Genomic DNA, 23,248 nt, shown 5'->3' on the forward strand with positions numbered 1-23,248 from the left:
TTACCTTTATGATTCCATTGCTCGGCACAATAGCCTCATGAATTTCGGGTTCGTACTCCTGACAGGACATGTCAGGGATATGAAGGGCAACAGCGTCAGCGCGAATGCAGGACGCAGAATAGACGGATTTGGCTTATGAAACCACGTCATCTGCTTTTAATCGGATCAATTGCGGCAATCACCGTTTCTATCGTCACGACCAGCATGGCTTTTGCCAATGATCGTTATGCAACCCAGCCGCCGGTTCGGGTCGACAATGAAACATCACAGCGCTGGCTCGCACAGCTTGGCGGCCCTGCTGTGCGTGTGTTGCCTAAGACCGAGCCTGCACTGCCACAAAAACGCACCGTCGTTAAAAAGAAGCAAGCGCCTGAAGCGCGCATTCAGAATGTAAGCCAGCAGCGTCCTGCCGCTAACCCTGCAAAGGCTGTGGGCAAGAAGCAACATCTTGATCCAATGTTCCTGCCACAAGTGGTCTCTTATTCCGGCGGTGAAAAGCCCGGAACCCTTGTCATCGATACCGGCAAGCGCTTCCTTTATCTCGTCGAAGGCAATGGCCAGGCGCGGCGCTATGGCATTGGTGTCGGGAAACAGGGCTTTGGCTGGAAAGGCACACAAAAAGTAAGCCGCAAGGCCGAATGGCCGACATGGACACCACCCAAAACGATGATCGAGCGCGAACGCAAAAAGGGTCGCATCCTGCCAGCCCAGATGAAAGGCGGGGTGAACAATCCGCTTGGCGCACGCGCCTTGTATCTCGGCTCAACGCTTTATCGTATCCATGGCACCAATCAGCCATGGACGATTGGCAAAGCCATGTCTTCGGGTTGTTTCCGCATGCGTAACGAAGATGTGAGCGATCTTTATGGTCGCGTTCCCGTCGGCACACGCGTGGTCGTTCGATAATTAAAACCCTTTATGGATCGCAAATTCAGGCCGTTGTCGCATTAAGTGACAACGGCCTTTTTGTCATCGAATTGAAATTTTTGGCGTTTTTAAAGGAAAAGCGTCCGCCTTAACGCACAAAGGCAGACGAAAGGTCTTTCACTTTTCATGCGAACACCCATATGCTGTGCAAGCAAAATGAAGAGTATATATGCAAGAGGGAAGGACTGAACATGACCGTACCGGTGGTAAAACTGAACGACGGCAATCATATCCCACAGCTCGGTTACGGTGTCTGGCAGGTTGGCAATGACGAGGCTGTCACGGCTGTCAGCGAAGCGCTGAAAGTAGGCTACCGACACATTGATACTGCTGCCATTTATGGCAATGAAGAAGGCACCGGCAAGGCAATTAAAGAGTCCGGCATAGCCCGCAAAGATATTTATCTGACGACAAAGCTCTGGAATAAAGAACAGGGTTACGACTCGACGCTCAAGGCTTTTGACGCAAGTCTCAAGAAGCTCGACACGGACTATGTTGATCTTTATCTGATCCATTGGCCGCTGCCATCCAAAGACCTGTTCATGGACACATGGCGCGCTTTCATCAAGATTAAAGAAGAAGGCCGCGCGAAGTCGATCGGCGTATCCAATTTCCAGACCGCTGATCTCGAGCGCGTTCTGAAAGAAAGCGATGTTGTTCCGGTTATCAACCAGATCGAACTGCACCCGCAGTTCCAGCAGGACGAGTTGCGTCTGTTCCACAGCAAGCATGACATTGCAACCGAAGCCTGGAGCCCACTCGGCCAGGGCACTATTCTGGAAAACCCAACACTGAAATCCATCGCTGAAAAGCACGGGAAATCAGTCGCTCAGGTCATCTTGCGTTGGCATATCGAAACCGGAAATATCGTCATTCCAAAGTCGGTCACACCTGCACGCATCAAAGAAAACTTTGAAGTGTTCGACTTCAGCCTCAATGGCACCGACCATGACGCGATCACCAAGCTGGACAAGACAGACGGTCGTATCGGACCGAACCCAGCGACATTCTCGGTGGTATAACGGAAATGAAAAGCCCGGCAAATTGCCGGGCTTTTTTCATCGCAGAAGTTTTAAACTCCCCGTTAGCGAACGCACCCATTTCGTTGGGCCAGCGATCCCCACCCCGTCAACTGCTTCATTCGCCAACTCCTTTTTGGGGAAAAGGGCTTCATACTCGGTATAAACATGCAGCGAGCGCGCAAAGGCGGGGAAGGCCACAACAGCCTGCCGCTCTTCAAAGCCTGCTGCTTTTAATGCGATGGCCCGAATCGTTTCCGCATCAGCCTGAAGAATTGGCACAGGACGATCCGAGCTGATGTCGATAGCAACGCCCATTTTATCGACCAATTGTCGGGCAGCAATGAAGGGCAGCTTTGCACCCAGACCAATCGAAATCGCGCCGACTGTATTGGCGATCAGCCCCAACGGCAGTTCTGGATTAACAATAATGGCGAGGCGAAGATCTTCTTGCATGACGGCTCCTGAAATAGAGATTTCTCACAGAGAAATACACCGCATCACGAGGTCAATCCTGCCTATCTCTCCCGCTTAGGATAGTTTTATGGTAGACCTTACCATAATAAGTCGACTTTAAGGTAAATTCATATGAACACGCTCGATCCGTCTGACATCAGGATTCTCGAAGCCTTACAGGGTGACGGTCGCCTCACAAATCAGGCGCTCGCAGATCAGGTCGGCATGTCCACGTCTCCAAGCTGGCGCAAAGTTCGCAAACTGGAGGAAGAAGGCGTGATACGGGGTTATCGCGCCACGCTGGATCGCAAGGCAATCGGCCTTGGCGTTCTGGCTTTTGTCCGCATCAAAATCGATAGTCACAGTGAAGCGGAAGCCGAACAGTTTGCGGCTGAACTGATGGGCCTTGATGAAGTCATCACCTGTTACAGCATTGCTGGTGACGCAGACTTTCTGCTGCAAGTCGTATCGCACGATCTCGATACCTATGCCGATTTTGCCATGTCAACGCTGCGCCGCTTGCCCCGCATCAAGGAAATGCAGACGACTTTCGTGCTGAAGGAAACGAAAAGCTTCAAGGGCTTTCCGCTCAAACATGCCCGGTCAATGAAGGCTGGAACCTGAAAGCACAACGGGCTTTGGCCCGCCATAGGCCCAGTCCAGCAATTCAATCGTGTGCACAATCGGCAGCTTACTGCCTGTTGCAATCTGCGTCATACAACCAATATTGCCGGTCGCAATCAGATCGGCTCCGGTCGCCTCAATATTCCTGACCTTGCGATCGCGAAGTTTGGTCGCGATCTCCGGCTGCATAATATTATAGGTGCCCGCAGAACCGCAGCAAAGATGGCCTTCCAATGGCTCTTTCACTGTGAAACCCGCTTTTGAAAGCAGGTCTTTCGGCTGACGCACAATCTTCTGGCCATGTTGCATCGAGCAAGCCGAATGATAGGCAACCGTCAGCACCTTCGGCTCTTCGGGCTGCGGCAGTGTGATGGTTGTCAGATATTCGGTAATATCCTTGGCGAGCGATGATACAAGCGCAGCCTTATCCTTATAGGCCGGGTCGAGCCGCAGCATATAACCATAATCCTTGATCGTCGTTCCACAGCCCGACGCTGTCACGATAATTGCATCAAGACCGCCCGTCTCAATCTCCCGCGTCCAGACATCGACATTGTGCCGTGCCTGATGAAGCGCCTGTTCTTCGCGTCCCATATGGTGCACGAGTGAACCACAGCAGCCTTCATCCTTTGGTGCCACCACTTCAATGCCAAACCGATTGAGCAATCTCAGTGTAGCAGCATTGATGTCGGGATTAAGCACGGGTTGCGCGCAGCCATTCAGGATCGCAACACGCCCGCGCTTTTCGCCCTTGGCCACACTTATTGGTAGAGGATCAGCTTTGGCGGGAAGATTTTGCGGTGCGAGTTCGAGCATGGCTGCGATAGGCTTTAAGCTCGCGTTTTTCCGCATAAGCGGAGCAAATGGTCGCCCGAGTTTGGCGAGCTTGAGTGCCATCCGAAACCGGCCCGGATAGGGCAGAACCTGCGCCAGCATCCCGCGCAGAAAGCGGTTCATAAATGGACGCTTATAGGTCTTTTCGATATGCGCACGCGCATGATCAACCAGATGCATATAATTGACGCCCGATGGACAGGTCGTCATGCAGGAAAGGCACGATAGACAGCGATCAACGTGGCGCACGACTTCTTCATCCGCCGGACGTCCGTTTTCGAGCATATCCTTGATAAGATAAATGCGTCCGCGCGGACTATCGAGTTCATTGCCAAGTGTCACATAGGTCGGGCAGGTCGCCGTGCAGAAACCGCAATGCACGCATTTACGCAGGATTTTATCGGCTTCGTTGACACCGGGTTCGAGCAATTGTTCGGGGCTGAAATGGGTCTGCATGGCTCACGCTCCCGCCTGCTCAGGATACATACGTCCCGGATTAAGAATGTTCTCCGGATCAAACTGATGTTTCAACCGCTGTGAAAGTGCTGCAAGCGCTGCCGGTTGCGGCTCAAAAACATCGATGTTGGCTCGCACAAATTCCGGTGCGCGTATCAGCGTTGCATGACCGCCGCCATATTTGGCGATCAGCTTCCGCAGCGTGCCGGCTTCCGGCTCGGCCTCCATTCGCATCCAGATCAAACCGCCCTGCCAATCATAATAGGCATCAACGCCTGCATGGCGACGAAACTCGTCAATCATGCGCCAGCCTTGCAACGGTGCCATTGAAACACGCCAGACCACACGATTATCGCCAGCCTGCGCATAGGGCAGCACATCGCGAACTTCTGTCCAGATCTGTGTCGATTGAGGCTCATCAATCACGTCGATTGCCCCTGCCCCACCTAACAGAGCCTGTAATTGTCTGCTTCGATGTGCGACGGATGGCGCAAAGCCTTCCAGCCTCAGAATGGTTGCAGCTTCCCAGCCAAGCTTGCCATCGAGAAAACGATTGGCGACAGTGGGCGGCAAATGAGCGCTGGATGCCACTTCTTCGCGCGATCCCATCGCCATAGCCATGACGCGAGCGGCCTGCTCGTCATCCAGCCCGCGAACAGCAAGCGTCACAGAAGTCTCAGGCTTGGGCAGAACCTTAAATGTAACTTCCGTTGCCACGCCCAGCGTACCCCAGGAATTGGCCATGCCTTTGGAAAGATCGTAGCCGGTGACATTCTTGACGACCCGCCCGCCGGATTTGAACAACTCGCCGCGGCCCGAAACCACCCGGACGCCCAAAATATGATCGCGCGCAGCGCCCGCCTTCAACCGACGCGGCCCCGAAAGATTGGCAGCCAACACACCGCCAATTGTGCCGCGACCTGCTTCACCACCAAGCAGCGGACCATAATCTATCGGTTCAAAATGAAAGCATTGGTGGCTTGCCGCCAGCAATTTTTCAATTTCGGCAACAGGTGTACCCGCCTTCGCCGACAGCACCAGCTCATCCGGCTCATAAAGTGTTATGCCTGAAAGCTGCGACACATCCAGAACATGGCCAGCCTGCACCGGGCGACCTATTCCACGCTTTGAGCCTTTACCGATAATCTCCAGCGGCGTTGACGTACCGAGTGCCCACTGGACCGCCTCGACGACACCCGATTCATCCTGCGGTATTAAGGTATTTGCATCAGTCATTTTCATAACCACAGATCAGAAACGCGGAAGGTCGGGGAAGGCCAGCTCGCCGCGATGCACATGCATACGACCAAGCTCGGCACAGCGGCGCAATTGCGGAAAGACCTTGCCGGGATTGAGCAGGTGCTTGGCATCAAACGCACATTTCACACGCATCTGCTGGTCGAGATCGATTTCGTTGAACATTTCCGGCATGAGATCGCGCTTTTCGATACCCACTCCATGCTCGCCCGTCAGCACGCCGCCAACGTTCACGCAAAGACGTAAGATATCGGCGCCGAAATCTTCCGCAGCCTCCAGCTCTCCAGGAATATTTGCATCATAGAGAATGAGCGGATGCAGATTGCCATCACCTGCATGAAACACATTGGCGACCCGAAGCCCGTATTTTTCGGATAACTCGCGCATGCCGGACAAAACACGCGGCAGTTCTTTGCGTGGAATAGTCCCATCCATACAGAGATAGTCCGGCGAAATACGCCCCACCGCCGGGAAAGCCGCTTTACGACCCGCCCAGAAAGCAAGTCGCTGTTCTTCCGACTGCGACAGGATGCAGGTGGTCGAGCCATTTTTAAGCGCAATGCTCTCGACCGCTCCGATCAAATGGTCAACTTCTATCGGCGGCCCATCGAGTTCTACGATCAGCAGTGCCTCGACATCAAGCGGATAGCCCACTCTGACAAAATCTTCGGCTGCGCGAATGGCAGGCCTATCCATCATTTCCATGCCACCAGGAATGATCCCTGCGCCGATAATATCGGCAACGCATTGCCCCGCCTGCTCACTTGATGGAAAGCCAACCATGACAGCACGCGCGGTTTCAGGCTTTTGCAGAATGCGAACGGTGATTTCAGTCACCACCCCAAGCAGACCTTCCGAGCCGGTCATCAGTCCCAGCAGATCATACCCTTCGCTATCAAGATGCTTGCCGCCAAGGCGCAAGACTTCGCCAGTTATCAGCACCATTTCAATGCCAAGCACGTTGTTGGCGGTGAGACCATATTTCAGGCAATGCACGCCACCAGCATTCTCCGCAACATTTCCGCCTATCGAGCAGGCAATCTGCGAGGATGGATCAGGCGCATAGTAAAAACCTTCATGCTCAACAGCTTTTGTAATGCCGAGATTCGTTACCCCCGGCTGTACGACTGCAACGCGATTGGGATAATCGATTTCGAGAATACGATTGAAGCGCGACATGCCAAGCAGCACAGCATCAGCCAGCGGCATCGAACCGCCGGACAGCGATGTGCCAGCTCCGCGCGGCACCACGCGAATACCATTGTCATGACAATAGCGCAGAACATCTGAGACTTGATCGACGGTTTCGGGCAGGACAACGACCAGCGGCAGAGAACGATGTGCTGTCAGCCCATCGCTTTCAAACACACGCATCGCATTAACAGTATCGACAACGCCCTCACCCGGCACGATATTGCGCAAGTCGGCAACGATGCTGGCCCGTCTTTGCAAGACGGCTGCATCCGGCTCCGGCATGACCAATCCGCTCATATATTCCTCCGCCTCCCAGCGACTTCACATAACTGGTAAACTAATTTTACCAATCATGCCTATGGCGAAACAGTTTTAACGCTGCGGCATAATCGCCTTGCGATTTCTGCAAAGCCTCGGCTAGATGAACGCATGCGTATATCTGCCGGGGAGCATTTGAAACTAACATGATGAGCAGTCTGGCCGATATGGAGATTTTCGCGCGTGTTGTCGCAACCGGCAGCATGTCAGCCGCGGCGCGCGATCTTGGGCTATCACCGGCTGTCGTTTCCAAACGACTCGGCAGACTTGAAGAGCGCCTCGGCACTCGGTTGCTGCAGCGCACGACGCGCCAGATCGCACTCACCGAAGCAGGTCAAGGCTATCATGAGCGCGTTCTTGGCATTCTCGGCAATATCGAAGAGGCGGAAGCCTTTGTCGCCCGCCGGTCAGCCGATGCGCGCGGGACGCTGAAAATCTCGGCTCCCACCACTTTCGGACGTATGCATATCGCGCCTTATCTGGTGCCATTCATGCGCGCCAATTCCGACCTCACCGTCAATATGCAGCTTTCGGACGAAATGGTGGATATTGTCGGCGACGGTTATGACCTAGCGATCCGCATTGGCGAACTCTCTGACTCAACGCTTGTGGCTCGCCGTCTCGCACCGGTGCGTAGAATTCTCGTGGCCTCACCCGCTTATATTGCTGAGCGCGGCACACCACAGACAATCGAAGATCTCGCCGATCATATCTGCCTTGCACCGCACAACAACGATCCATGGCGGCTGGAAGGCCCTAAGGGTCCAATCACCATCCGCCCGGTCGGCCCGCTGCAGACCAATTCGAGCGAACTGGTGCGCGAAGCCGTGTTGGCCGGTCTTGGCATTGCGCAACGCTCGACATGGGACGTGGGACCAGATCTTGCCGCCGGAAAGCTTGTGCAGGTGCTGCCCGACTATGCCGCGTCGCGAAATGTCGCAATCCACGCAGTTTACCCTTCCAAGCAGTTCCTGCCTGCTAAAGTGCGCCTCTTCATCGACTATCTGGCTGATCTTTATGGACCAGTGCCTTACTGGGAAAGCGGGAGTTCTCCACAAGGCTTGGCTAAGGAATAGACGTGGCAGCCGTGATTGCGTATGAACCCGGTCAGCCTCCCAGGCATCAGGTAATATTGAGGAAATAATCCAAGGAATCAAAATGAACACCGCTCCCCGCCTTATTCTCGCACTCGTCGTCGCCGTTATCGTCGGTTGCGGCTTCATGTATTATGACAAGTCGCGCGGCGCTGAATGGGTTGTTTCCCCGCAGCAGATCGAACAAGCAAAGTCCGAAGGCAAAACTGGCTTTGAAAGCCGCCCCGGAACCGTCACGGTTCTTCCGATCCGTAGCGAAACCGCAGATGTCCTGCCCTTCAAATGGGCGATGTACGGCCTCGCTGCTGGTATTGTGGTTTTCGTTTCTGGCCGCAAGCGCAAGAAGGCCTGATTACAGGCCGCAACTGTGTAACAAACCCCGGAAGCTTTGTTTCCGGGGTTTTTGTTTAAGCGTTTCAGAGAAACGTTGCCGTAACCTTTGCTTGGGGCTAGTTTGCGACCATGACCGAACCAGTGTTTTCCCGCATTCAGGCAAGCCGTACGGCAGACGATGTTGTGCATCAGATCGAGAGCCTGATTCTTGAAGGTGTTTTGCGCGGTGGCGACAGACTTCCGGGCGAACGGGAACTGGCACGTCAATTCGATATCTCGCGCCCTATTCTGCGTGATGCGCTCAAACGGCTCGAAAATGCAGGCCTTCTCACATCACGTCATGGTGGCGGAACATTTGTGGCCGATGTCATCGGTCAGGTTTTCAGCCCCCCTGTTGTCAGGCTTTTCAGCGAGCATCGAAAAGCGACAACCGACTATCTCGAATATCGTCGTGAGATTGAAAGCGTGACTGCCGAATATGCAGCGCTGCGCGCCACGTCAGCCGACAAGGCACTCCTTGCTGAAATCATGGCCGCGATGGAAGAGGCCAACAGCGCCAGTGATCTGGATAAAGGCGCACAGCTTGATGTCGAGTTTCACAATGCGATTGGCGAAGCCGCGCACAATATTGTGCTGCTACACACATTGCGTTCCTGCTATCAGCTGCTCAAAGACGGCGTTTTCTACAATCGCAGCCTGATTTACAGCTATCCCGGCGTGGCTGACATGCTGCTGTCACAGCATCGCGCCATTTACGACGCGGTGATTGCGGGCAACCCGCAAGCCGCACGCGAAGCGGTGCAGAAACATATCCGCTTTGTCGAACAGGCAACCAACGACCGCGAACTCAACGACGAGCGTGAACGCGTATCGCGATTGCGCTATCGGCAGCGGGCTGGAAAAGATGTGAAAGAGAGCGGCGATTCATGAGTGGCATGACCCTACAGGACGCAAAAGGCCCGGAAGGTATCCGGCTTTATGCCATTGGTGATGTGCATGGTCGTCTCGATCTCTTGCAAGATATGCATGGGCTGATCCGCGCCGACCTCGACCACAATCCTACACATGACTGGCGCATTATTCATTTAGGCGATTACATCGACCGGGGACCGGATTCGAAAGGCGTGCTGGATTTTCTGATCCATGCCTCAACCCATGATCCGCGCATTCTCGCGCTCATCGGCAATCATGATGATGGATTTCTACATTATCTTGCAACCGGCGATACAAATGGCATTTTTGCACTGCATGGCGGCAGCGACACCGCACGGTCATACGGTGTAGAGGTCGATTACACCGACCCCACATCGGCGAAAGCAGCTTATCCAAAGCTACTGGACGCAATTCCGCAGACGCATATCGACTATATCCGCTCGATGCCTTCTTGGTTAAGTTTCGGAGACTTCTTTTTCTGCCATGCGGGCGTGAACCCGGTGGTGCCGCTTGATGCGCAGGACCGTGATGACCTGATGTGGATCAGAACATTGTTTCTGAAATGGACCGACCCACTAGACAAGGTGATTATCCACGGCCATACGCCACAACGCGTTGTCGATGTTCAGCCCAATCGGGTCAATCTCGACACATATGCATGGAAAAACGGAAAGCTGTCGGCCATCGTCATCGATGGCCCGGAAAAGCGCTTTCTGGAAGCGGCAGGTCCAGCCGCTAGTAGCAACGTTTAACGCGCGCTGGAAATACCGTAACCGTCGGTCGAGGTCATGCTGTTACCAGCATCGACGGTAAAAATGCCAACTGCCATGAACACGATCGCAGAAACCATCAGAACTGTGAGAAGTGCAGCATGCTTAGCAGTCATAATCGAAAACTCTTTGGACAGGTTACCGGACAGTCGGAGACCGAGCTTTCATAATGGGCAAGATTTACACCTTGTCCGACCATTTGCCACCCGGAGCGAGGCCTCAGTTACACCTGAAAAAAGTTACCCGCAACTGAACGTCCGAGTTACAATTGTTGCTTTCAGACCGAAAATCCCAAATGGTTTTCACCTGTGGCAAAGTGGCAACGATTTATCAGATCAGACCAACCCATGCCCGTGCCAGAGCAGCCCCCGCGCGGTCGGCAGCGACGCCTGAGAGTTGTAGATTTCCTGGAAGTTCAGCTGCCCATTGAGAATCGAAACCGGCAATCATCTCACGTAAAGATGCACTCCATTCCGAGACGAGCTTGGTGTCGGCCTCGAAGTGAAACTGGGTGCCATAAGTCGCACGCCCGATCCTGTAAGCCTGATTGACCGTCATGTCGCTGCTTGCCATATGAACCGCGCCATCAGGCAGAGAAAAAGTATCACGATGCCAGTGGAAAATAGGAAAAGCGGCTCCCGCGGCAGACATAACCGGATCACTTTTTCCGTTCTCTGTCAGCCAGACCTTATGCCAGCCAAATTCCATCGGGCGGTTGAGAATATTTTCACCGCCATAAGCGCGCGCGATAAGCTGGCTGCCAAGGCAAATGCCTAAAACCGCCTTGTCTTTATCGCCAAACGCCCGAATGAGATTGAGCAGATCAGGGAAATAAGCGTAATCGCTATCGGCAAGAGCGTTCTGCTCGCCGCCTAGTACGATCAGAGCGTTATGCTGACTATCATCTGCGGGAAGGGCATCGCCATTATAGGCATGCCTGATATCAATTCCGTAACCCGCTTCAATCAGGATCGGCTCAATCTGCCCCAGACCTGAATCGGAATAATTCTGGACCACCAACACTTGCATTGTTCAAGCCCCGCGTTTTTATAAAAAATGGCTATCATGAAAAAAGCCCGGACAAAATAGCCGGGCTTTCATATGTTTCAGTTCACCACAGACACGCTGACGGTGCGGCCAGCCACCAGATGCACGCCTTCCGGCACATCTTCAAGCTTCACGCGCACCGGAACACGCTGCGCCAAACGCACCCAATTGAATGTCGGTGAAACATTGGCGAGCAGGCTGGAGGAATCAGTGCGCTCACGATCCTCGATTCCGCCTGCAATACCTTCGACCTTGCCTTTGAGCTGCACCTTGCTGCCCATCACATCGATGACAACAGGGTCGCCAATTTTGATGCGCTCAAGCTTGTTTTCCTCAAAATAGCCGGAGACATAAAATGAGTCCGTATCGACCAGCGCAGTCACCGCAGAACCGGCCGTTACATAATCACCGGGCTGGAGCGAGAAATTGGTGATGACACCATTCACCGGCGCTTTTACCGACGAACGGTCAAGATTAAGCGCGGCCAAGTCACGATCAAGCTCTGCCTGGCGATAGGTGGCCTCGGCTTGCATTGTCGTGGTTTCGATCTGCTCCATCTTCTGTTGCGTAACAGTCGTATCATTGAGTTTGTGATAACGAGACAAATCACGGTTTGCCATGTCGAGTGCTGCCTTGCTGCTGGCCAGTTTTGCCTGCGCCTGCTGCAATGCGAGCTTGTAGCGTGCCTGATCAATGCGGAAAATCACATCGCCCTTTTTGACGTCCTGATTGTCATGGACCAGCACTTCGGTGACGAGACCCGAAACATCGGGCGCAAGACGCACCACGTCCGCGCGGATTTTACCATCACGCGTCCACGGCGCATTCATATAATAATCCCATAGATGCCAGCCGAGAAGCCCTGCCATTGTAACCATGACGAGGGTTAGGAAGACCCGGCCGGAATGTGCGAAAAGCTTCTTCATAGTGGTATTCCGTTCAAGATAACGGCGCTTGCGCCGAGAATGCAAAAATACATGGCGGCATCAAACAAAGGTCTGTGCCACACAAAACGATAAAATCGCACGCGTGCGAGCAGACGCTGCATCAGCGAGTTTGCGAAATAGGCACCCAATGCCAGCACCGCGAGGCTCGGTAGATAGATCCCATAGATGTCGAATTCCGGTCTCATAATTTTAATTCCATTCGTCCAGTTCGTCTCAGGCGGCCTGCGACAGTTCGAGTTGCGATTGCGGTGGCAACTCAAAAGGCGGCGCCTTTGGAAAGAGGTTGAAGCGCAGCGCAACCAACGCCAGGCGTGGCCTTCTGGTGATTGCAGGCGAACCATGTTCAAGGATGACGGCAATGGCCTCATCGATTGCGCCAAGAAGTCGCTTATCTGTATCCGCTTGCGCTTCATCAATTCTGTTACGCAAAAGCGCTTTGTAATGCGCACCAACACCATCAAGCACCTTGTCAACCGCCTGTCGGCATTGTTCCGGTAACTTTGAACGATACTGCTGGATGTCGATGGTGTTCATTCCATTCCGCAGATCGCGCAGCAAATCGACCTTCGCAATGTCGGCAGAGGGAATTAAAGCCAGTCGTGGTGTCATCATTCCGATGCGGTCAATCATCCTGAGCAACAAACTATTCATACGCAGACGGCGATGACGTCCCTGCTTGCGTTCTGTAGCTTCGATGAGATCGCGCCAGCCTGCTTTTACAAGCCGCTGCACAGTCCATTCTGCGCCCACCGAGCGTACGATTGAAGTGACAACCGCAGCAATAATGATACCCACAACCGTTGCCAGATTGGCATTGGCAAAACTGAGGAAATCATGGGTAAGATGACCCTGCAACATCAGCATGTTTGGCAAGTTCACACAAAGAACCATGCCAAGCAGAAATTGCGATGGTATTGCCAAAAGCAGGCCAGCAGGGATCAAAAACAATCCCAGCACCAGTACGAGCGGAATAAATCCATCGACCAGCGGCAGAAGCGCAAATTCAAAGATGAAGGCTGCAACAATCACGATCAGCAGTAACCAGCTAAACTTGCGCATAACCGGAACCGGATCATCCATCGCTGCAAAAATACAGCAGAAGATGCCAGCCATCATGGCTGCTGCACTGCCCTGTGACCAACCGGTGGCGATCCAGAAAGCGGTTGCGATACAGGTTGAAAGAAAGGCCGAGAACCCTGACAGAAAAGCCATGCCATAATCTCTGTGCTGCGGACGACGCTTCAGATGTGCATCGTAGCGGCGCCAGCGTAGAGAATGGCGTGAACCAGAAATAATGTCTTGCCGCAACGTGATACAGTCGCTCCAGATCTGAACAAGATCACGCACGCGTGCCGCAACATTAAACGGCAGCAATTCATTCCACGTATGTGCATCCTTGCCATGACGGTCGATCTCGTCAATATAGCCCAGCAGAACAGCTCGGCGCTGTTCAGTCAGATCCTCTCCACTTTCTATCCAGTTGCAGGCTTCATCTAACAATTTCTGTACTGCCGGATGCCAGGATTTCTGACCTTCACCGGGCTTGAGAACCAACACATCATTCAGGCTGGAAATGATCGGCAGCACAGCAACCATGCGTTGCTGTAGAACATGCAATAAGGTTGCGACATTGCGAATTGAAGACGTATCATATGCCACATGTGTCGTCAGATTACGCAGTTCCAGCGCATCGGCGGCCAACCGCTGGCGGTCACGGCGAAATTCAGGGCTATCCCCCTTTCCACGCAATGTCTCAACTGCAAGCTTTGAACCATCGCGCAGCCAGTTATCAATGCGTGCAACAAGCACCGGACCGCTGTGGCGTGGAAAGACCAGACGATTGACCACCGCAGCACAGATGATGCCGATAGCGATTTCCTCAACACGGCCAACTGCATAATTGAATGTGGTTTCAGGCGCTGAAACAACGGCAAAACTTGCAATTGCAACCGTGTAACCTGCCAGCATGAAAAGATAGCTGCGCGGTGTGCCATCAAGCAAGCTGATTGCAAGGCAGAGTCCCATCCACAAACCAATGGCCAGTGTCAAAATCTCTGGAGAATTGACCAGATTCGGCACAAACAGGATCGTGACGGCACCGCCAATGATGGTGCCGATCAGTCGGTAAAAACCCTTTGACGTTGTCGCACCCGAAAGCGGATGCGCCACGATGTAAACCGCAGCCACAGACCAATAGGGATTGGGCAGATCTGCTATCAGAGCGATCCACAATGCAAGCATAGCGGCCGCAAAGGTCTTCAGCGAGAAGACCACGTCCCAAAATCGTGGCAATGTTTCAGCGGGCTTGATCATTTTCTTTACGGCTACAGTTGTTGAAGCGTGCTCTGCTCAGGACGGCTGGTTCTGAAACTTCTCATGAAGCTTGCGCAGCACATCCATCGCGATATCAACAGCTTCAGGATCGAGATCACCCAGAAAGGCTGTGCGCAATCGCGCCGCAGTCTTTTCGACTTTCTGTGCGAGGGCGCGGCCTTCATCGGTGAGCTGAATGAGTTTCACCCGTCGGTCTGTGTCGTCTGCGGTGCGGCGGATCAGGTTTTCTTTTTCCAGATCATCCACCACGCGAACAATCGTTGCGCCTTCAATACCAACTCTTTCAGCCAGCACACCCTGCGGGATGCAGTCGCCGTGCCGCAGAAGGGTCATGAGTGGAATGGCTTTTGCATCCGAAAGACTGTGCTCTGCCATTGCCGCGTCAAAAGCTTTACGCCATCCACGCGAATTGGCTGAGAGCAGCGGCGCAAATTCGACCCAGGCCTGTTTCATGATTTAAGTTCCATTCAAATAGATAGTATCATATCTATATGGATACAATTTAGTTTATTTCAACTGGTTTTTATTGGTATCAATTAAACGTGTAACATCGCTCATGATGCACGGAGCACGACCAAAAGGCTTGACCATTGGCCCCGCCCTCTGTCATCGATGCGAAATGCGCGCAAATTATAAAATGCAACGAATTCATATTGAAGCTGGCCTTGCTACAGGGGCAAGCGTCGAAGCCCCAATCCAGGCCGCCCATTATCTAACGCATGTGTTGCGGTTGAAGGAAGGCGACGAAGTTCTGGCCTTTAACGGACAGGATGGCGAATGGAGGGTCAGGCTTCGTCCCGAGGGCAAGAAGCGGCTCTTTCTGGAAGTGATCGAACAAACCCGCCCGCAGCCTGCGCCTTGCGATCTGATCTATTGTTTTGCACCGCTCAAACAGGGTCGGCTTGATTATATGGTGCAGAAGGCGGTTGAAATGGGTGCAGGCGTGCTGCAACCCGTTATCACACAGCATACGCAAGTGCCCAAGCTCGGCACAGATCGCATTAAAGCAAATGCGATTGAAGCCGCGGAACAATGTGGCGTGTTGGCCATACCCGAATGCCGCGATGCATTGCGCTTTGACCGCTTTCTGGAACAATGGGATCAGTCGCGCCGCCTGATCTTCTGCGATGAAGGCTATGAAAGCGATGATCCGCTAACCATTCTGAGCAATCTGAAACCCGGCCCTTACGCTGTGCTGATTGGGCCAGAAGGCGGCTTTTCGGAAAGCGAGCGACAGCAATTGCGCGCCCTGCCTTTTGTAACCGCCATTCCGCTTGGACCACGCATTCTGCGCGCTGATACCGCAGCGGTTGCGGCACTGACGCTTGTTCAGGCCGTGCTGGGCGACTGGAAAACACCAGCATGAATTCAAGAAAATTCAATTATCAATGAAATTGACTTGCGCGATTTGACAAATTTGTCCAATCACGCTGACAAAGACAAATTCGACTAGGGACAAACGATATGGCGCGCGACACAACTGATGAAACAGCACTGACCGGTGTTGAAGAACTCGCAGCCTATCTTGCTGAGGGCAGCAAGCCAAAAGATGCCTGGCGCATTGGCACCGAGCACGAAAAATTTCCGTTCTATGTCGCAGATAACAGCCCTGTTCCCTATGATGGTCCACGCGGTATCAAAGCCATTCTGGAGGGTATGAAAGCCAAGCTTGGCTGGGAGCCGATCATCGATGAAGGCAATATTATCGGCCTCGTTGAACCAACCGGACAGGGTGCAATTTCGCTTGAGCCGGGTGGCCAGTTTGAATTGTCGGGCGCGCCTCTCTCCTCCATTCATCAGACATGCCGCGAAGTGAATGCGCATCTTTCACAGGTGCGTGAGATTGCTGAACCACTTGGTATCCGCTTCCTCGGCCTTGGCGGCAGTCCGAAATGGACGCTGGCAGAAACGCCGGTGATGCCAAAGTCGCGTTATAAGATCATGAGCAACTACATGCCGAAAGTCGGGCATGAAGGTCTCGACATGATGTACCGCACATCGACCGTTCAGGTAAATCTCGACTTCAGCTCCGAAACCGACATGCGCCGCAAGATGCAGGTTTCGATGAAGTTGCAGTCAATTGCGACAGCACTGTTTGCCAGTTCGCCTTTCACCGAAGGCAAGCCAAATGGCCTTCAATCGTGGCGCTCCAATATCTGGCGGGACACCGACAACCAGCGCTCGGGCGTGTTGCCGTTTGTGTTCTCGGAAAACTTCGGCTTCATCGATTATGTGGAATGGGCACTCGACGTTCCAATGTATTTCATCCTGCGCGACGGTCGTTATCACGACTGCACGCATGTTACCTTCCGTCAGTTCATGAATGGCGCATTGAAGGGTGAAGTCAGTGATCCGGTGCCGAACATGGGCGACTGGACCAATCATCTTTCAACGTTGTTCCCGGAAGTGCGCCTCAAGCGTTTCCTCGAAATGCGTGGTGCCGATGGTGGCCCATGGCGTCGAATCTGCGCCCTGCCTGCTTATTGGGTTGGTCTGCTTTATGATGATGAAGCGCTCGATGCTGCAGAAGACCTGACGAAAGACTGGACCTATGAAGAGGTTCTGGCGCTGCGCAATGATGTTCCTGCAAAGGCACTCAATGCTACGTTCCGCGGCAAGCCGGTGGCGCAGATTGCACGCAAGACACTGGAAATTTCGCGCCTTGGCCTTCTCAACCGCAAACAGTTGAACAGCGACGGCTTTGATGAAACGCATTTCCTGGCACCGCTTGAAGAAATCGTTGCCGCAGGCATCACTGATGCCGAACGCATGATCAAAGCTTACAACAGCGTCTGGGCTGGTTCGGTTGAGCCGATCTTCCTCGAATACGCGTACTAAGCTTTAAAGACGGTCGAGCTTATTTTCGACCGTAACCAGCGATGCGCCGGGTCACTTTCCCGGCGCTTATGCCATATTTGCACAAAAACGAGTGGCGGCAGGGGTACGGGCACAGGCAGGACCACCAGATTATCCGCCAGTGGGAGATTCCTCAGAGCGCTTCGCGCAACTGTCAGAATAAGATCAGTCCCCTCTATGAGCTGCGGCGCCACATTCCAGTGCGGCACAACAAGCGCGATATGCCGTGTATGTCCCGCGAGCCTCAGGCTTTCCTCAATCTCCGTCATCGCGTCGCCACGCACCGCAACCAAAGCATGAGGGCGTGCAAAATAGGTTTCAGTGTCCAGGCGGCTACCTTCGAGCGTTCGGTCGTCAAGCAGGCAAACATATTCGTCCTGGATCACGACATCTGATGTTATCTGGGCTGGCAAATGCGGAAAGACGCCAAAGCCCAGATCAATCTCGCCATCCAGAATACGTGCTATCATGCCTTCGCGGCTGAATTGGCTGATCGCAAGATCAATCCCCGGAGCGTCTTTTCGCAATTCACGCACCAGCCCCGGCAACACAATACGACTGCCATAATCTGACATCGACAGATTAAAACGATACTGCGTAGTCGCGGGATCGAAACCTTGCGGCCCCAGCACTGCGCGCACGCCTGATAGCGCTTCCGTCAGCGGCTTTGCGATTTCCATTGCCTTAATGGATGGCACAAGGCCAGCGCCTTCCCGGACAAGCAATGGATCATCCAGCAGATCACGCAGACGCGCCAAAGCATGACTAACTGCAGGCTGGCTCATATTGAGTCGAACCGCTGCGCGCGAGACATGCCGTTCCGTCAGCAAGACATCGAGAATAACGAGCAAGTTCAGATCAACATTTCTTAGATTATTCTTTTGATGCATATCTCAATCGAAAATCCGAATTTCCCATTCACTAAACATATATCTAGTTCAGAGCGAAAGGAATAGATGAAAGGACTCTCCATGCAGGCTCAGGGATCACTTACATTTCTTGTCGCCGCGCTTATCGCCGGTGCGGTGGTGCCATTTCAAGCTGGGGCGAATGCCGCATTGGGCCGCGCACTCGGTCATCCATTGTGGGCGACCGTCGTTTCGCTGATCGTCAGCATCATTTGCGTGCTGCCGGTTTTGCTGGCAATGAAAGTGTCGCTACCCACCTTCACCGGCCTTTCAGGTCAGCCGAAGTGGATATGGATCGGTGGAATTGCCGGCGTGTTTTACATCACGGCAGCTATTTTGTTCGCACCCAAACTTGGCGCCGCAGGTTTTATGACAGCAGTTATTGCCGGGCAATTGATTGCTGCGGTGCTGGTCGATTATTTCGGCATTATGGGATTTGCCTCAAGAGAAATCACGCCATCGCGCATAGCGGGTGTTCTATTGGTTGCCGTGGGCGTTGTCGTGATGCAGGGACCATCACTCTGGCGCAGTGCTGAAAATATCGCTGCTGCAACAGGCAATAAATAAACAGAAGGCGCGGAGATCCGCGCCTTTTGTTGTTGGTTACGCTGAAACCTGTGTTCCTTTGCTCGGATCAGGGATCACCACAATCGTGCTGCCATCGCGAACATTGTTATAGAGATCGATCACATCCTGATTGAGCAGGCGAATACAACCTGACGACACGGCCTTGCCGATGCTCCATTCTTCAGGCGAACCATGAATACGATATATCGTGTCACGGCCATCCTTATGAATATACAGCGCCCGCGCACCGAGCGGGTTCTTCAGGCCCGGAGGCATACCACCATTGGCAATGCTATAGGGTTCAAGCGCAGGCTGGCGCGCCACCATTTCATCCGGCGGCGTCCAGCGCGGCCACTCACGCTTATAGGCGATGATTGCGCGACCCGCCCATGAAAAGCCATCACGGCCCACACCAATACCATAGCGCATGGCGCGACCGTTGCCACGAACGTGATAAAGATATTTGTTAGGCGTATCGACGATCACAGTGCCGACTTTTTCACTGGTCGGATAATCAACTTCCTGCCGCCAGAATTTCGGATCGACCTTGGCGACATTCACCGCAGGCAGTGGGAACTGCTCATAGGGCATCGCTTCATACATCGGCGGTACGGCACGAACCGGAGCAGGAGCCTTGGCCACTTTAGCCGCACCCGGCTGCTGTGCTGTTGAAACACAGCCGGAAAGCGCTACAGCACTTGCACCAATCAGAAAGGCACGACGACTGGTTACCCCATGGCCTTGAAAAAACTTAACCGACATTCAAAAACTCTTTCAGCTTCATTTTTGTGAGCCACGTGACTCGCTGGGATAACGAAAGAGAAAACCAAACTTAAGTCAGCCTTAAGAGTGTGCAAAGAACCTCAATTCTGTGAAATGGCTTTGGATATGTGTCTAAAATAACGAGTTTTGATCGTCGGAATCCGGTGTCCCCGTTTTGCTCGCTTTATTCTTTGAAGAGCGTCCTGAAGTAATTCCAGCCACAGCCGACACATCACCATCGCGGAAGCGAATCGACAAAGCATCACCATTGCCAACATTCGCGGCCTGCTTAACCGGCTTCCCTGCCGCATCGAAAACAACCGCAAAACCGCGATCCAGAACACTTTCATAGGAAAGTGTGCGCATCAGCCGTTCCAGTTCCTGCCCGCGTCGTTTGGTGCGTTCAATCAATATGTTAATCGCCTGATCGCGGCGGCGATCAAGTTGCTCCATGGCATTTTTCGCAAGCGTTGTGCGCCGCAGCAAAGGCTCCGGCGTCAGCCGGTCGGCGCGTCTTGCAAACATGATGCGGCGCTCGCGCAAAAATGCTTCCAGCGCACGCGGCAAGCGCTGACCAAGCAGTTTTATATGACGCTTTTGCTCGTCAAAACCACGTTGCAGCAAACGTGGCGACAATTGCCGTGCACGTCCTTCAAATTGTACGCGTTTCTTTTGCGTGTTTACAAACAACCCGCGTGTGAGGCGCGACGCAGCCTCATCAAAGCGACGACGCGGCAGGGCAAGCAGCTGATCAGCTAATGGCAGCGCACGACCGGTAGCGCGGAAGGATTGACGCTTTTGATCGATGAACCGGGACATGGCCGCAGACAGACGCGCAGATTGTGCGGCAACTGTTGCCACCAGATCAACCTTGACCGGGACGGCCATTTCGGCAGCACCTGTCGGCGTTGGTGCGCGGACATCGGCTGCCAGATCAATTAGCGTCCAGTCCGTTTCATGGCCGACAGCTGAAATTACCGGAATATGTGACGCCGCAACTGCCCGCACGACGATCTCATCATTAAAGCCCCAAAGATCTTCGAGACTGCCGCCACCACGCGCAACAATCAACACATCGGGGCGTGGAATCATGCCGTCTTCGGCCAGTCCATTGAAACCTTCCACCGCTGCAGCCACTTCCGCACCGCTTGTCTCACCCTGCACACGCACAGGCCAGACAATGACACGCAGCGGATAGCGATCCGAAATGCGGTGAATAATATCGCGGATCACGGCACCGGTGGGCGATGTCACAACACCAATCACCCGCGGCATAAACGGCAATAGCTGCTTGGCAGCCGGGTCGAACAAGCCTTCCGCAGCCAGCTTGCGCTTGCGCTCTTCAAGCAGTGCCATCAGCGCACCCGCGCCAGCAGGCTCCATCTGTTCTATGACAATCTGATACTTGGAAGAGCCCGGATAGGTGGTCAGTTTGCCTGTGGCAATAACCTCCATGCCTTCTTCCGGACGGAACCGCAAACGCCCCATGGAGCCGCGCCAGATCACGGCCTCAAGCCGCGAGCGGTCATCTTTCAACGCAAAATAGGCATGTCCCGACGAATGCGGTCCGCGATAGCCGGAAATTTCTCCACGCACACGCACATGCGCAAACGTATCTTCGACCGTGCGCTTCAAAGCGCCGGAAATCTCAGAAACGCTATATTCCGCTACATTAGAAGCGGTGCCCTTAGGATCAGAATCGAAACCTATGCTCATCCTGCAATAGGTATCAGTCGAGGATCAGCGGTCAACGGGACAAGACGCCACTCTTCAGGCTTACGCACGTTCAACCCTCACCAACCCGGTAATAATTCATTGCTACGCACGCGACGCATTCTAATGGATGAGAAGGATGACACTTCAGCAGACGAAAGAGCTGACGGAGGGGGCGAAGAAATATTATCAAGACTTTCAATAATATGCTGTGCCAATGCGTCCACAATTGCATTCTGCTTGTTATGCCCACGCATAATGCCAATGCCAAACTCTGGCAAAGCACCAAATCCGTCAGCCTCGCCCAGCACGCGCATGCCTGGACGCAGCGCACATTCCGGCAAAACAGAAACTGCTAGCCCCGAAAGAACCGCCGCCGCCAGAACGGTCGCAGACCAACTCGTGATGATAATGCGATAATCTCGGTTAGCCTGCTCGAGAACATTGATTGCAGCATTGCGCCAGATGCATGTGGGTCTTCCCACCGCCAGTGGCAACATCGCCTCTTCATGCACTGCATGCGTAGCCGAAGTGACCCACAAAAGCGGCTCCGTTCGCACAACTTCAGACCGACGCTTATCATCGCATTGCGTAACCAGCGCGATATCGAGCGTGCCACGACGGATCATTTCGTCAAGATTAACCGTTGGTTCGCACACAACCGACAATTCAACACGCGGGTTTGACCGCGCAAAACGTGCCATGATTTCAGGCAAAAACCGATCCGCATAATCATCAGGCGTACCAATGCGGACATGGCCTTCAAGTTGCGTATCGTCAAAGGCTGCGATGGTTTCGCCATTTAACAGCAACATACGACGTGCATAAAGCAGCAACCTTTCGCCATCTTCAGTCAGGCGATTAATGCGCCCATCCCGTTCAAAAAGCGGCTTCCCAATGCGTTCTTCAAGGCGGCGCATCTGCATGGAAACAGCTGATTGTGTTTTAAAAACAGCATCTGCTGCTTTGGTAAAGCTGCCCGTATCCGCAATAGCAATGAAGGTCTGCAACTGGTCAAGATCTAAAGGCGCGCTCATCAAAACGATCCATCATAATTATTGAACTATCATATTAAAAACATTCGTTGGAACAATCAATTCTATTCTTGGATAAAGCTGGCGTCGCAGAGAATGGAGACGCGAAAGCGAATGACCTGACGATAGAAACATTTTGAACAAGCGCGCTTGAAGGAGAGCGGCAATGACAGCGATAAGCAAGACCACCATAACACCTTTACCCCAAACCAGCACTTCAACCTCCGTGCTGCGTCAGATGGTGAATTCCGTGTTTGCGTCGGCTATGCGTCGCTGGACGCTTTTCAGAAACCGACGCCATGTCGGCCATCTCAATCAGCTCGATAGCTACCTGCTTAAGGACATTGGGGTGCATGATGGTGATATTTATACCGCGATCCACACGCGGGTGACGGATGATCCGACCCGCGTTCTGGCCGCACTTGCAGATGCACGCGCACGCTTGGAGGCCACGCGCCACATCTGCTGAACGAACATCTGGCGGGCGCCACCTTCACAGCCGGGTCCCCTCTCGGCCAGCCTGCCCTTTTGCCCGGCCGCACCTCTGCTGCCGGGCTTTTTTTCTGGATACCTGTCAAGTTGCGGTGCAAGTACAAGGCTTTCGAAGAGAAACAAAGAAATAACTGAATTTGCCATATTTTTTTAAAAGAAGGGCTTGCGCTACCCGTTTGAGTTCGCTAGATGGTGGCCACCGACAAATGAAGCATCTTGCTTACGTCGAAATCGCTCTCAGTTATACTGAACTGAAAAGCGATTGTGCTGGGGAATAGGTTAACGGTAGACCCACGGACTCTGACTCCGTTAGTCCTGGTTCGAATCCAGGTTCCCCAGCCATCTGATTTCATTACATAATTCGCCTTATTAG

The 23,248-nt window shown here is 53.4% G+C and carries 25 protein-coding genes and 1 tRNA gene; 12 read left to right on the top strand and 14 right to left on the bottom strand.

The window, feature by feature from the left end:
• The first annotated feature begins 135 nt into the window (after positions 1-135).
• Together U2P60_RS00805 and U2P60_RS00810 are read left to right on the top strand one after the other, a co-directional pair.
• Entirely contained in the window at positions 136-906 is a 771-nt protein-coding gene (locus U2P60_RS00805) for a L,D-transpeptidase (RefSeq protein WP_413570829.1), read from the top strand.
• A gap of 212 nt (positions 907-1,118) precedes the next feature.
• Entirely contained in the window at positions 1,119-1,949 is an 831-nt protein-coding gene (locus U2P60_RS00810) for an aldo/keto reductase (RefSeq protein ID WP_413570830.1), read from the top strand.
• A 36-nt stretch (positions 1,950-1,985) separates the two neighbouring features.
• On the opposite strand, the gene U2P60_RS00815 is transcribed toward U2P60_RS00810, so the two are convergent.
• Positions 1,986-2,402, bottom strand: coding sequence for a DUF2000 domain-containing protein (locus tag U2P60_RS00815; RefSeq protein ID WP_413570831.1), 417 nt, complete (start codon positions 2,400-2,402; stop codon positions 1,986-1,988).
• 132 nt (positions 2,403-2,534) lie between these two features.
• Between U2P60_RS00815 and U2P60_RS00820 the strand changes: the two genes are divergently transcribed.
• Entirely contained in the window at positions 2,535-3,026 is a 492-nt protein-coding gene (locus U2P60_RS00820) for an Lrp/AsnC family transcriptional regulator (RefSeq protein ID WP_413570832.1), read from the top strand.
• On the opposite strand, the gene glcF is transcribed toward U2P60_RS00820, so the two are convergent.
• Genes glcF through U2P60_RS00835 form a run of 3 tightly spaced genes read right to left on the bottom strand, consistent with a single transcriptional unit; the run spans position 3,006 to position 7,064 of the window.
• A complete protein-coding gene (gene glcF, locus U2P60_RS00825; protein WP_413570833.1) occupies positions 3,006-4,316 on the bottom strand; it encodes a glycolate oxidase subunit GlcF in 1,311 nt (436 codons plus the stop codon). The two genes, U2P60_RS00820 and glcF, sit on opposite strands and share 21 nt — an antisense overlap.
• 3 nt (positions 4,317-4,319) lie before the next feature.
• Entirely contained in the window at positions 4,320-5,552 is a 1,233-nt protein-coding gene (gene glcE / locus U2P60_RS00830; RefSeq protein ID WP_413570834.1) for a glycolate oxidase subunit GlcE, read from the bottom strand.
• A gap of 15 nt (positions 5,553-5,567) precedes the next feature.
• Complete coding sequence (locus tag U2P60_RS00835; RefSeq protein WP_413570835.1) at positions 5,568-7,064, bottom strand: FAD-linked oxidase C-terminal domain-containing protein; 1,497 nt, start codon at positions 7,062-7,064, stop codon at positions 5,568-5,570.
• Between the two features lie 167 nt (positions 7,065-7,231).
• Between U2P60_RS00835 and U2P60_RS00840 the strand changes: the two genes are divergently transcribed.
• The 4 genes from U2P60_RS00840 to U2P60_RS00855 all read left to right on the top strand — a co-directional run bounded on the left by U2P60_RS00840 (position 7,232) and on the right by U2P60_RS00855 (position 10,197).
• Complete coding sequence (locus U2P60_RS00840) at positions 7,232-8,161, top strand: LysR family transcriptional regulator (protein ID WP_413570836.1); 930 nt, start codon at positions 7,232-7,234, stop codon at positions 8,159-8,161.
• An 82-nt stretch (positions 8,162-8,243) separates the two neighbouring features.
• Positions 8,244-8,531, top strand: coding sequence for a hypothetical protein (locus U2P60_RS00845; protein WP_413570837.1), 288 nt, complete (start codon positions 8,244-8,246; stop codon positions 8,529-8,531).
• Between the two features lie 110 nt (positions 8,532-8,641).
• Positions 8,642-9,442 (top strand): FCD domain-containing protein, encoded by an 801-nt coding sequence (locus tag U2P60_RS00850; protein WP_413570838.1) that lies wholly within the window; start codon positions 8,642-8,644, stop codon positions 9,440-9,442.
• A complete protein-coding gene (locus U2P60_RS00855) occupies positions 9,439-10,197 on the top strand; it encodes a metallophosphoesterase (RefSeq protein WP_413570839.1) in 759 nt (252 codons plus the stop codon). Before U2P60_RS00850 ends, U2P60_RS00855 begins: the two co-directional genes overlap by 4 nt.
• On the opposite strand, the gene U2P60_RS00860 is transcribed toward U2P60_RS00855, so the two are convergent.
• The 6 genes from U2P60_RS00860 to U2P60_RS00885 form a co-directional block, all read right to left on the bottom strand.
• Positions 10,194-10,331, bottom strand: coding sequence for a hypothetical protein (locus U2P60_RS00860; protein WP_250043203.1), 138 nt, complete (start codon positions 10,329-10,331; stop codon positions 10,194-10,196). The two genes, U2P60_RS00855 and U2P60_RS00860, sit on opposite strands and share 4 nt — an antisense overlap.
• A gap of 214 nt (positions 10,332-10,545) precedes the next feature.
• Positions 10,546-11,244 carry a type 1 glutamine amidotransferase gene (locus tag U2P60_RS00865; protein ID WP_413570840.1) on the bottom strand — a complete coding sequence of 233 codons (699 nt, stop codon included), beginning with the start codon at positions 11,242-11,244 and terminating at the stop codon, positions 10,546-10,548.
• A gap of 77 nt (positions 11,245-11,321) precedes the next feature.
• Positions 11,322-12,188 (bottom strand): HlyD family secretion protein, encoded by an 867-nt coding sequence (locus U2P60_RS00870; protein ID WP_313828834.1) that lies wholly within the window; start codon positions 12,186-12,188, stop codon positions 11,322-11,324.
• A complete protein-coding gene (locus U2P60_RS00875) occupies positions 12,185-12,394 on the bottom strand; it encodes a DUF1656 domain-containing protein (protein WP_313828835.1) in 210 nt (69 codons plus the stop codon). The genes U2P60_RS00870 and U2P60_RS00875 overlap by 4 nt, the downstream gene beginning before the upstream one ends.
• 28 nt (positions 12,395-12,422) lie before the next feature.
• On the bottom strand, positions 12,423-14,522 hold the full coding sequence (locus U2P60_RS00880; RefSeq protein ID WP_413570841.1) for an FUSC family protein: 2,100 nt from the start codon (positions 14,520-14,522) through the stop codon (positions 12,423-12,425).
• 36 nt (positions 14,523-14,558) lie between these two features.
• Positions 14,559-14,996 (bottom strand): MarR family winged helix-turn-helix transcriptional regulator, encoded by a 438-nt coding sequence (locus U2P60_RS00885; RefSeq protein ID WP_413570842.1) that lies wholly within the window; start codon positions 14,994-14,996, stop codon positions 14,559-14,561.
• A 166-nt stretch (positions 14,997-15,162) separates the two neighbouring features.
• Here U2P60_RS00885 and U2P60_RS00890 point away from each other — a divergent pair, with 166 nt between their 5' ends.
• Complete coding sequence (locus U2P60_RS00890) at positions 15,163-15,909, top strand: 16S rRNA (uracil(1498)-N(3))-methyltransferase (RefSeq protein WP_413570843.1); 747 nt, start codon at positions 15,163-15,165, stop codon at positions 15,907-15,909.
• A gap of 98 nt (positions 15,910-16,007) precedes the next feature.
• Entirely contained in the window at positions 16,008-17,381 is a 1,374-nt protein-coding gene (locus tag U2P60_RS00895; RefSeq protein ID WP_413570844.1) for a glutamate--cysteine ligase, read from the top strand.
• Here U2P60_RS00895 and U2P60_RS00900 read toward each other — a convergent pair.
• Positions 17,378-18,289, bottom strand: a complete 912-nt coding sequence (locus U2P60_RS00900) for a LysR substrate-binding domain-containing protein (protein ID WP_413570845.1) — start codon at positions 18,287-18,289, stop codon at positions 17,378-17,380. The two genes, U2P60_RS00895 and U2P60_RS00900, sit on opposite strands and share 4 nt — an antisense overlap.
• 66 nt (positions 18,290-18,355) lie before the next feature.
• Here U2P60_RS00900 and U2P60_RS00905 point away from each other — a divergent pair, with 66 nt between their 5' ends.
• A complete protein-coding gene (locus tag U2P60_RS00905; protein WP_413570846.1) occupies positions 18,356-18,874 on the top strand; it encodes a DMT family transporter in 519 nt (172 codons plus the stop codon).
• Positions 18,875-18,910: 36 nt separating this feature from the next.
• Here U2P60_RS00905 and U2P60_RS00910 read toward each other — a convergent pair whose 3' ends face one another.
• The 3 genes from U2P60_RS00910 to U2P60_RS00920 form a co-directional block, all read right to left on the bottom strand.
• Positions 18,911-19,636 carry a L,D-transpeptidase gene (locus U2P60_RS00910; protein ID WP_313828843.1) on the bottom strand — a complete coding sequence of 242 codons (726 nt, stop codon included), beginning with the start codon at positions 19,634-19,636 and terminating at the stop codon, positions 18,911-18,913.
• Between the two features lie 132 nt (positions 19,637-19,768).
• The gene (xseA, locus tag U2P60_RS00915) at positions 19,769-21,352 is read right to left on the bottom strand and encodes an exodeoxyribonuclease VII large subunit (RefSeq protein WP_413570847.1); all 1,584 of its coding nucleotides are present in this window, start codon (positions 21,350-21,352) and stop codon (positions 19,769-19,771) included.
• A 77-nt stretch (positions 21,353-21,429) separates the two neighbouring features.
• Positions 21,430-22,386: a LysR substrate-binding domain-containing protein gene (locus U2P60_RS00920; RefSeq protein ID WP_413570848.1), complete on the bottom strand. Its 957-nt coding sequence runs from the start codon at positions 22,384-22,386 to the stop codon at positions 21,430-21,432.
• A 163-nt stretch (positions 22,387-22,549) separates the two neighbouring features.
• Between U2P60_RS00920 and U2P60_RS00925 the strand changes: the two genes are divergently transcribed.
• Both U2P60_RS00925 and U2P60_RS00930 read left to right on the top strand, forming a co-directional pair.
• A complete protein-coding gene (locus U2P60_RS00925; protein WP_413570849.1) occupies positions 22,550-22,852 on the top strand; it encodes a DUF1127 domain-containing protein in 303 nt (100 codons plus the stop codon).
• Positions 22,853-23,143: 291 nt separating this feature from the next.
• Positions 23,144-23,217: transfer RNA gene (locus U2P60_RS00930), tRNA-Gln, on the top strand.
• Positions 23,218-23,248 lie beyond the last annotated feature (31 nt).

Source organism: Brucella sp. H1_1004 (assembly GCF_047308065.1).
In the GTDB taxonomy this organism is placed as follows: Bacteria; Pseudomonadota; Alphaproteobacteria; order Rhizobiales; family Rhizobiaceae; genus Brucella; species Brucella pseudogrignonensis_B.

What these genes read in the sequence shown, in the direction of transcription:
- U2P60_RS00805 (WP_413570829.1), top strand. Translation starts at nt 136, where the DNA reads ATGAAACCACGTCATCTGCTTTTAATCGGATCAATTGCGGCAATCACC.
- U2P60_RS00810 (WP_413570830.1), top strand. Translation starts at nt 1,119, where the DNA reads ATGACCGTACCGGTGGTAAAACTGAACGACGGCAATCATATCCCACAG.
- U2P60_RS00815 (WP_413570831.1), bottom strand. Translation starts at nt 2,402, where the DNA reads ATGCAAGAAGATCTTCGCCTCGCCATTATTGTTAATCCAGAACTGCCG.
- U2P60_RS00820 (WP_413570832.1), top strand. Translation starts at nt 2,535, where the DNA reads ATGAACACGCTCGATCCGTCTGACATCAGGATTCTCGAAGCCTTACAG.
- glcF (WP_413570833.1), bottom strand. Translation starts at nt 4,316, where the DNA reads ATGCAGACCCATTTCAGCCCCGAACAATTGCTCGAACCCGGTGTCAAC.
- glcE (WP_413570834.1), bottom strand. Translation starts at nt 5,552, where the DNA reads ATGACTGATGCAAATACCTTAATACCGCAGGATGAATCGGGTGTCGTC.
- U2P60_RS00835 (WP_413570835.1), bottom strand. Translation starts at nt 7,064, where the DNA reads ATGAGCGGATTGGTCATGCCGGAGCCGGATGCAGCCGTCTTGCAAAGA.
- U2P60_RS00840 (WP_413570836.1), top strand. Translation starts at nt 7,232, where the DNA reads ATGATGAGCAGTCTGGCCGATATGGAGATTTTCGCGCGTGTTGTCGCA.
- U2P60_RS00845 (WP_413570837.1), top strand. Translation starts at nt 8,244, where the DNA reads ATGAACACCGCTCCCCGCCTTATTCTCGCACTCGTCGTCGCCGTTATC.
- U2P60_RS00850 (WP_413570838.1), top strand. Translation starts at nt 8,642, where the DNA reads ATGACCGAACCAGTGTTTTCCCGCATTCAGGCAAGCCGTACGGCAGAC.
- U2P60_RS00855 (WP_413570839.1), top strand. Translation starts at nt 9,439, where the DNA reads ATGAGTGGCATGACCCTACAGGACGCAAAAGGCCCGGAAGGTATCCGG.
- U2P60_RS00860 (WP_250043203.1), bottom strand. Translation starts at nt 10,331, where the DNA reads ATGACTGCTAAGCATGCTGCACTTCTCACAGTTCTGATGGTTTCTGCG.
- U2P60_RS00865 (WP_413570840.1), bottom strand. Translation starts at nt 11,244, where the DNA reads ATGCAAGTGTTGGTGGTCCAGAATTATTCCGATTCAGGTCTGGGGCAG.
- U2P60_RS00870 (WP_313828834.1), bottom strand. Translation starts at nt 12,188, where the DNA reads ATGAAGAAGCTTTTCGCACATTCCGGCCGGGTCTTCCTAACCCTCGTC.
- U2P60_RS00875 (WP_313828835.1), bottom strand. Translation starts at nt 12,394, where the DNA reads ATGAGACCGGAATTCGACATCTATGGGATCTATCTACCGAGCCTCGCG.
- U2P60_RS00880 (WP_413570841.1), bottom strand. Translation starts at nt 14,522, where the DNA reads ATGATCAAGCCCGCTGAAACATTGCCACGATTTTGGGACGTGGTCTTC.
- U2P60_RS00885 (WP_413570842.1), bottom strand. Translation starts at nt 14,996, where the DNA reads ATGAAACAGGCCTGGGTCGAATTTGCGCCGCTGCTCTCAGCCAATTCG.
- U2P60_RS00890 (WP_413570843.1), top strand. Translation starts at nt 15,163, where the DNA reads ATGCGCGCAAATTATAAAATGCAACGAATTCATATTGAAGCTGGCCTT.
- U2P60_RS00895 (WP_413570844.1), top strand. Translation starts at nt 16,008, where the DNA reads ATGGCGCGCGACACAACTGATGAAACAGCACTGACCGGTGTTGAAGAA.
- U2P60_RS00900 (WP_413570845.1), bottom strand. Translation starts at nt 18,289, where the DNA reads ATGCATCAAAAGAATAATCTAAGAAATGTTGATCTGAACTTGCTCGTT.
- U2P60_RS00905 (WP_413570846.1), top strand. Translation starts at nt 18,356, where the DNA reads ATGAAAGGACTCTCCATGCAGGCTCAGGGATCACTTACATTTCTTGTC.
- U2P60_RS00910 (WP_313828843.1), bottom strand. Translation starts at nt 19,636, where the DNA reads ATGTCGGTTAAGTTTTTTCAAGGCCATGGGGTAACCAGTCGTCGTGCC.
- xseA (WP_413570847.1), bottom strand. Translation starts at nt 21,352, where the DNA reads ATGAGCATAGGTTTCGATTCTGATCCTAAGGGCACCGCTTCTAATGTA.
- U2P60_RS00920 (WP_413570848.1), bottom strand. Translation starts at nt 22,386, where the DNA reads ATGAGCGCGCCTTTAGATCTTGACCAGTTGCAGACCTTCATTGCTATT.
- U2P60_RS00925 (WP_413570849.1), top strand. Translation starts at nt 22,550, where the DNA reads ATGACAGCGATAAGCAAGACCACCATAACACCTTTACCCCAAACCAGC.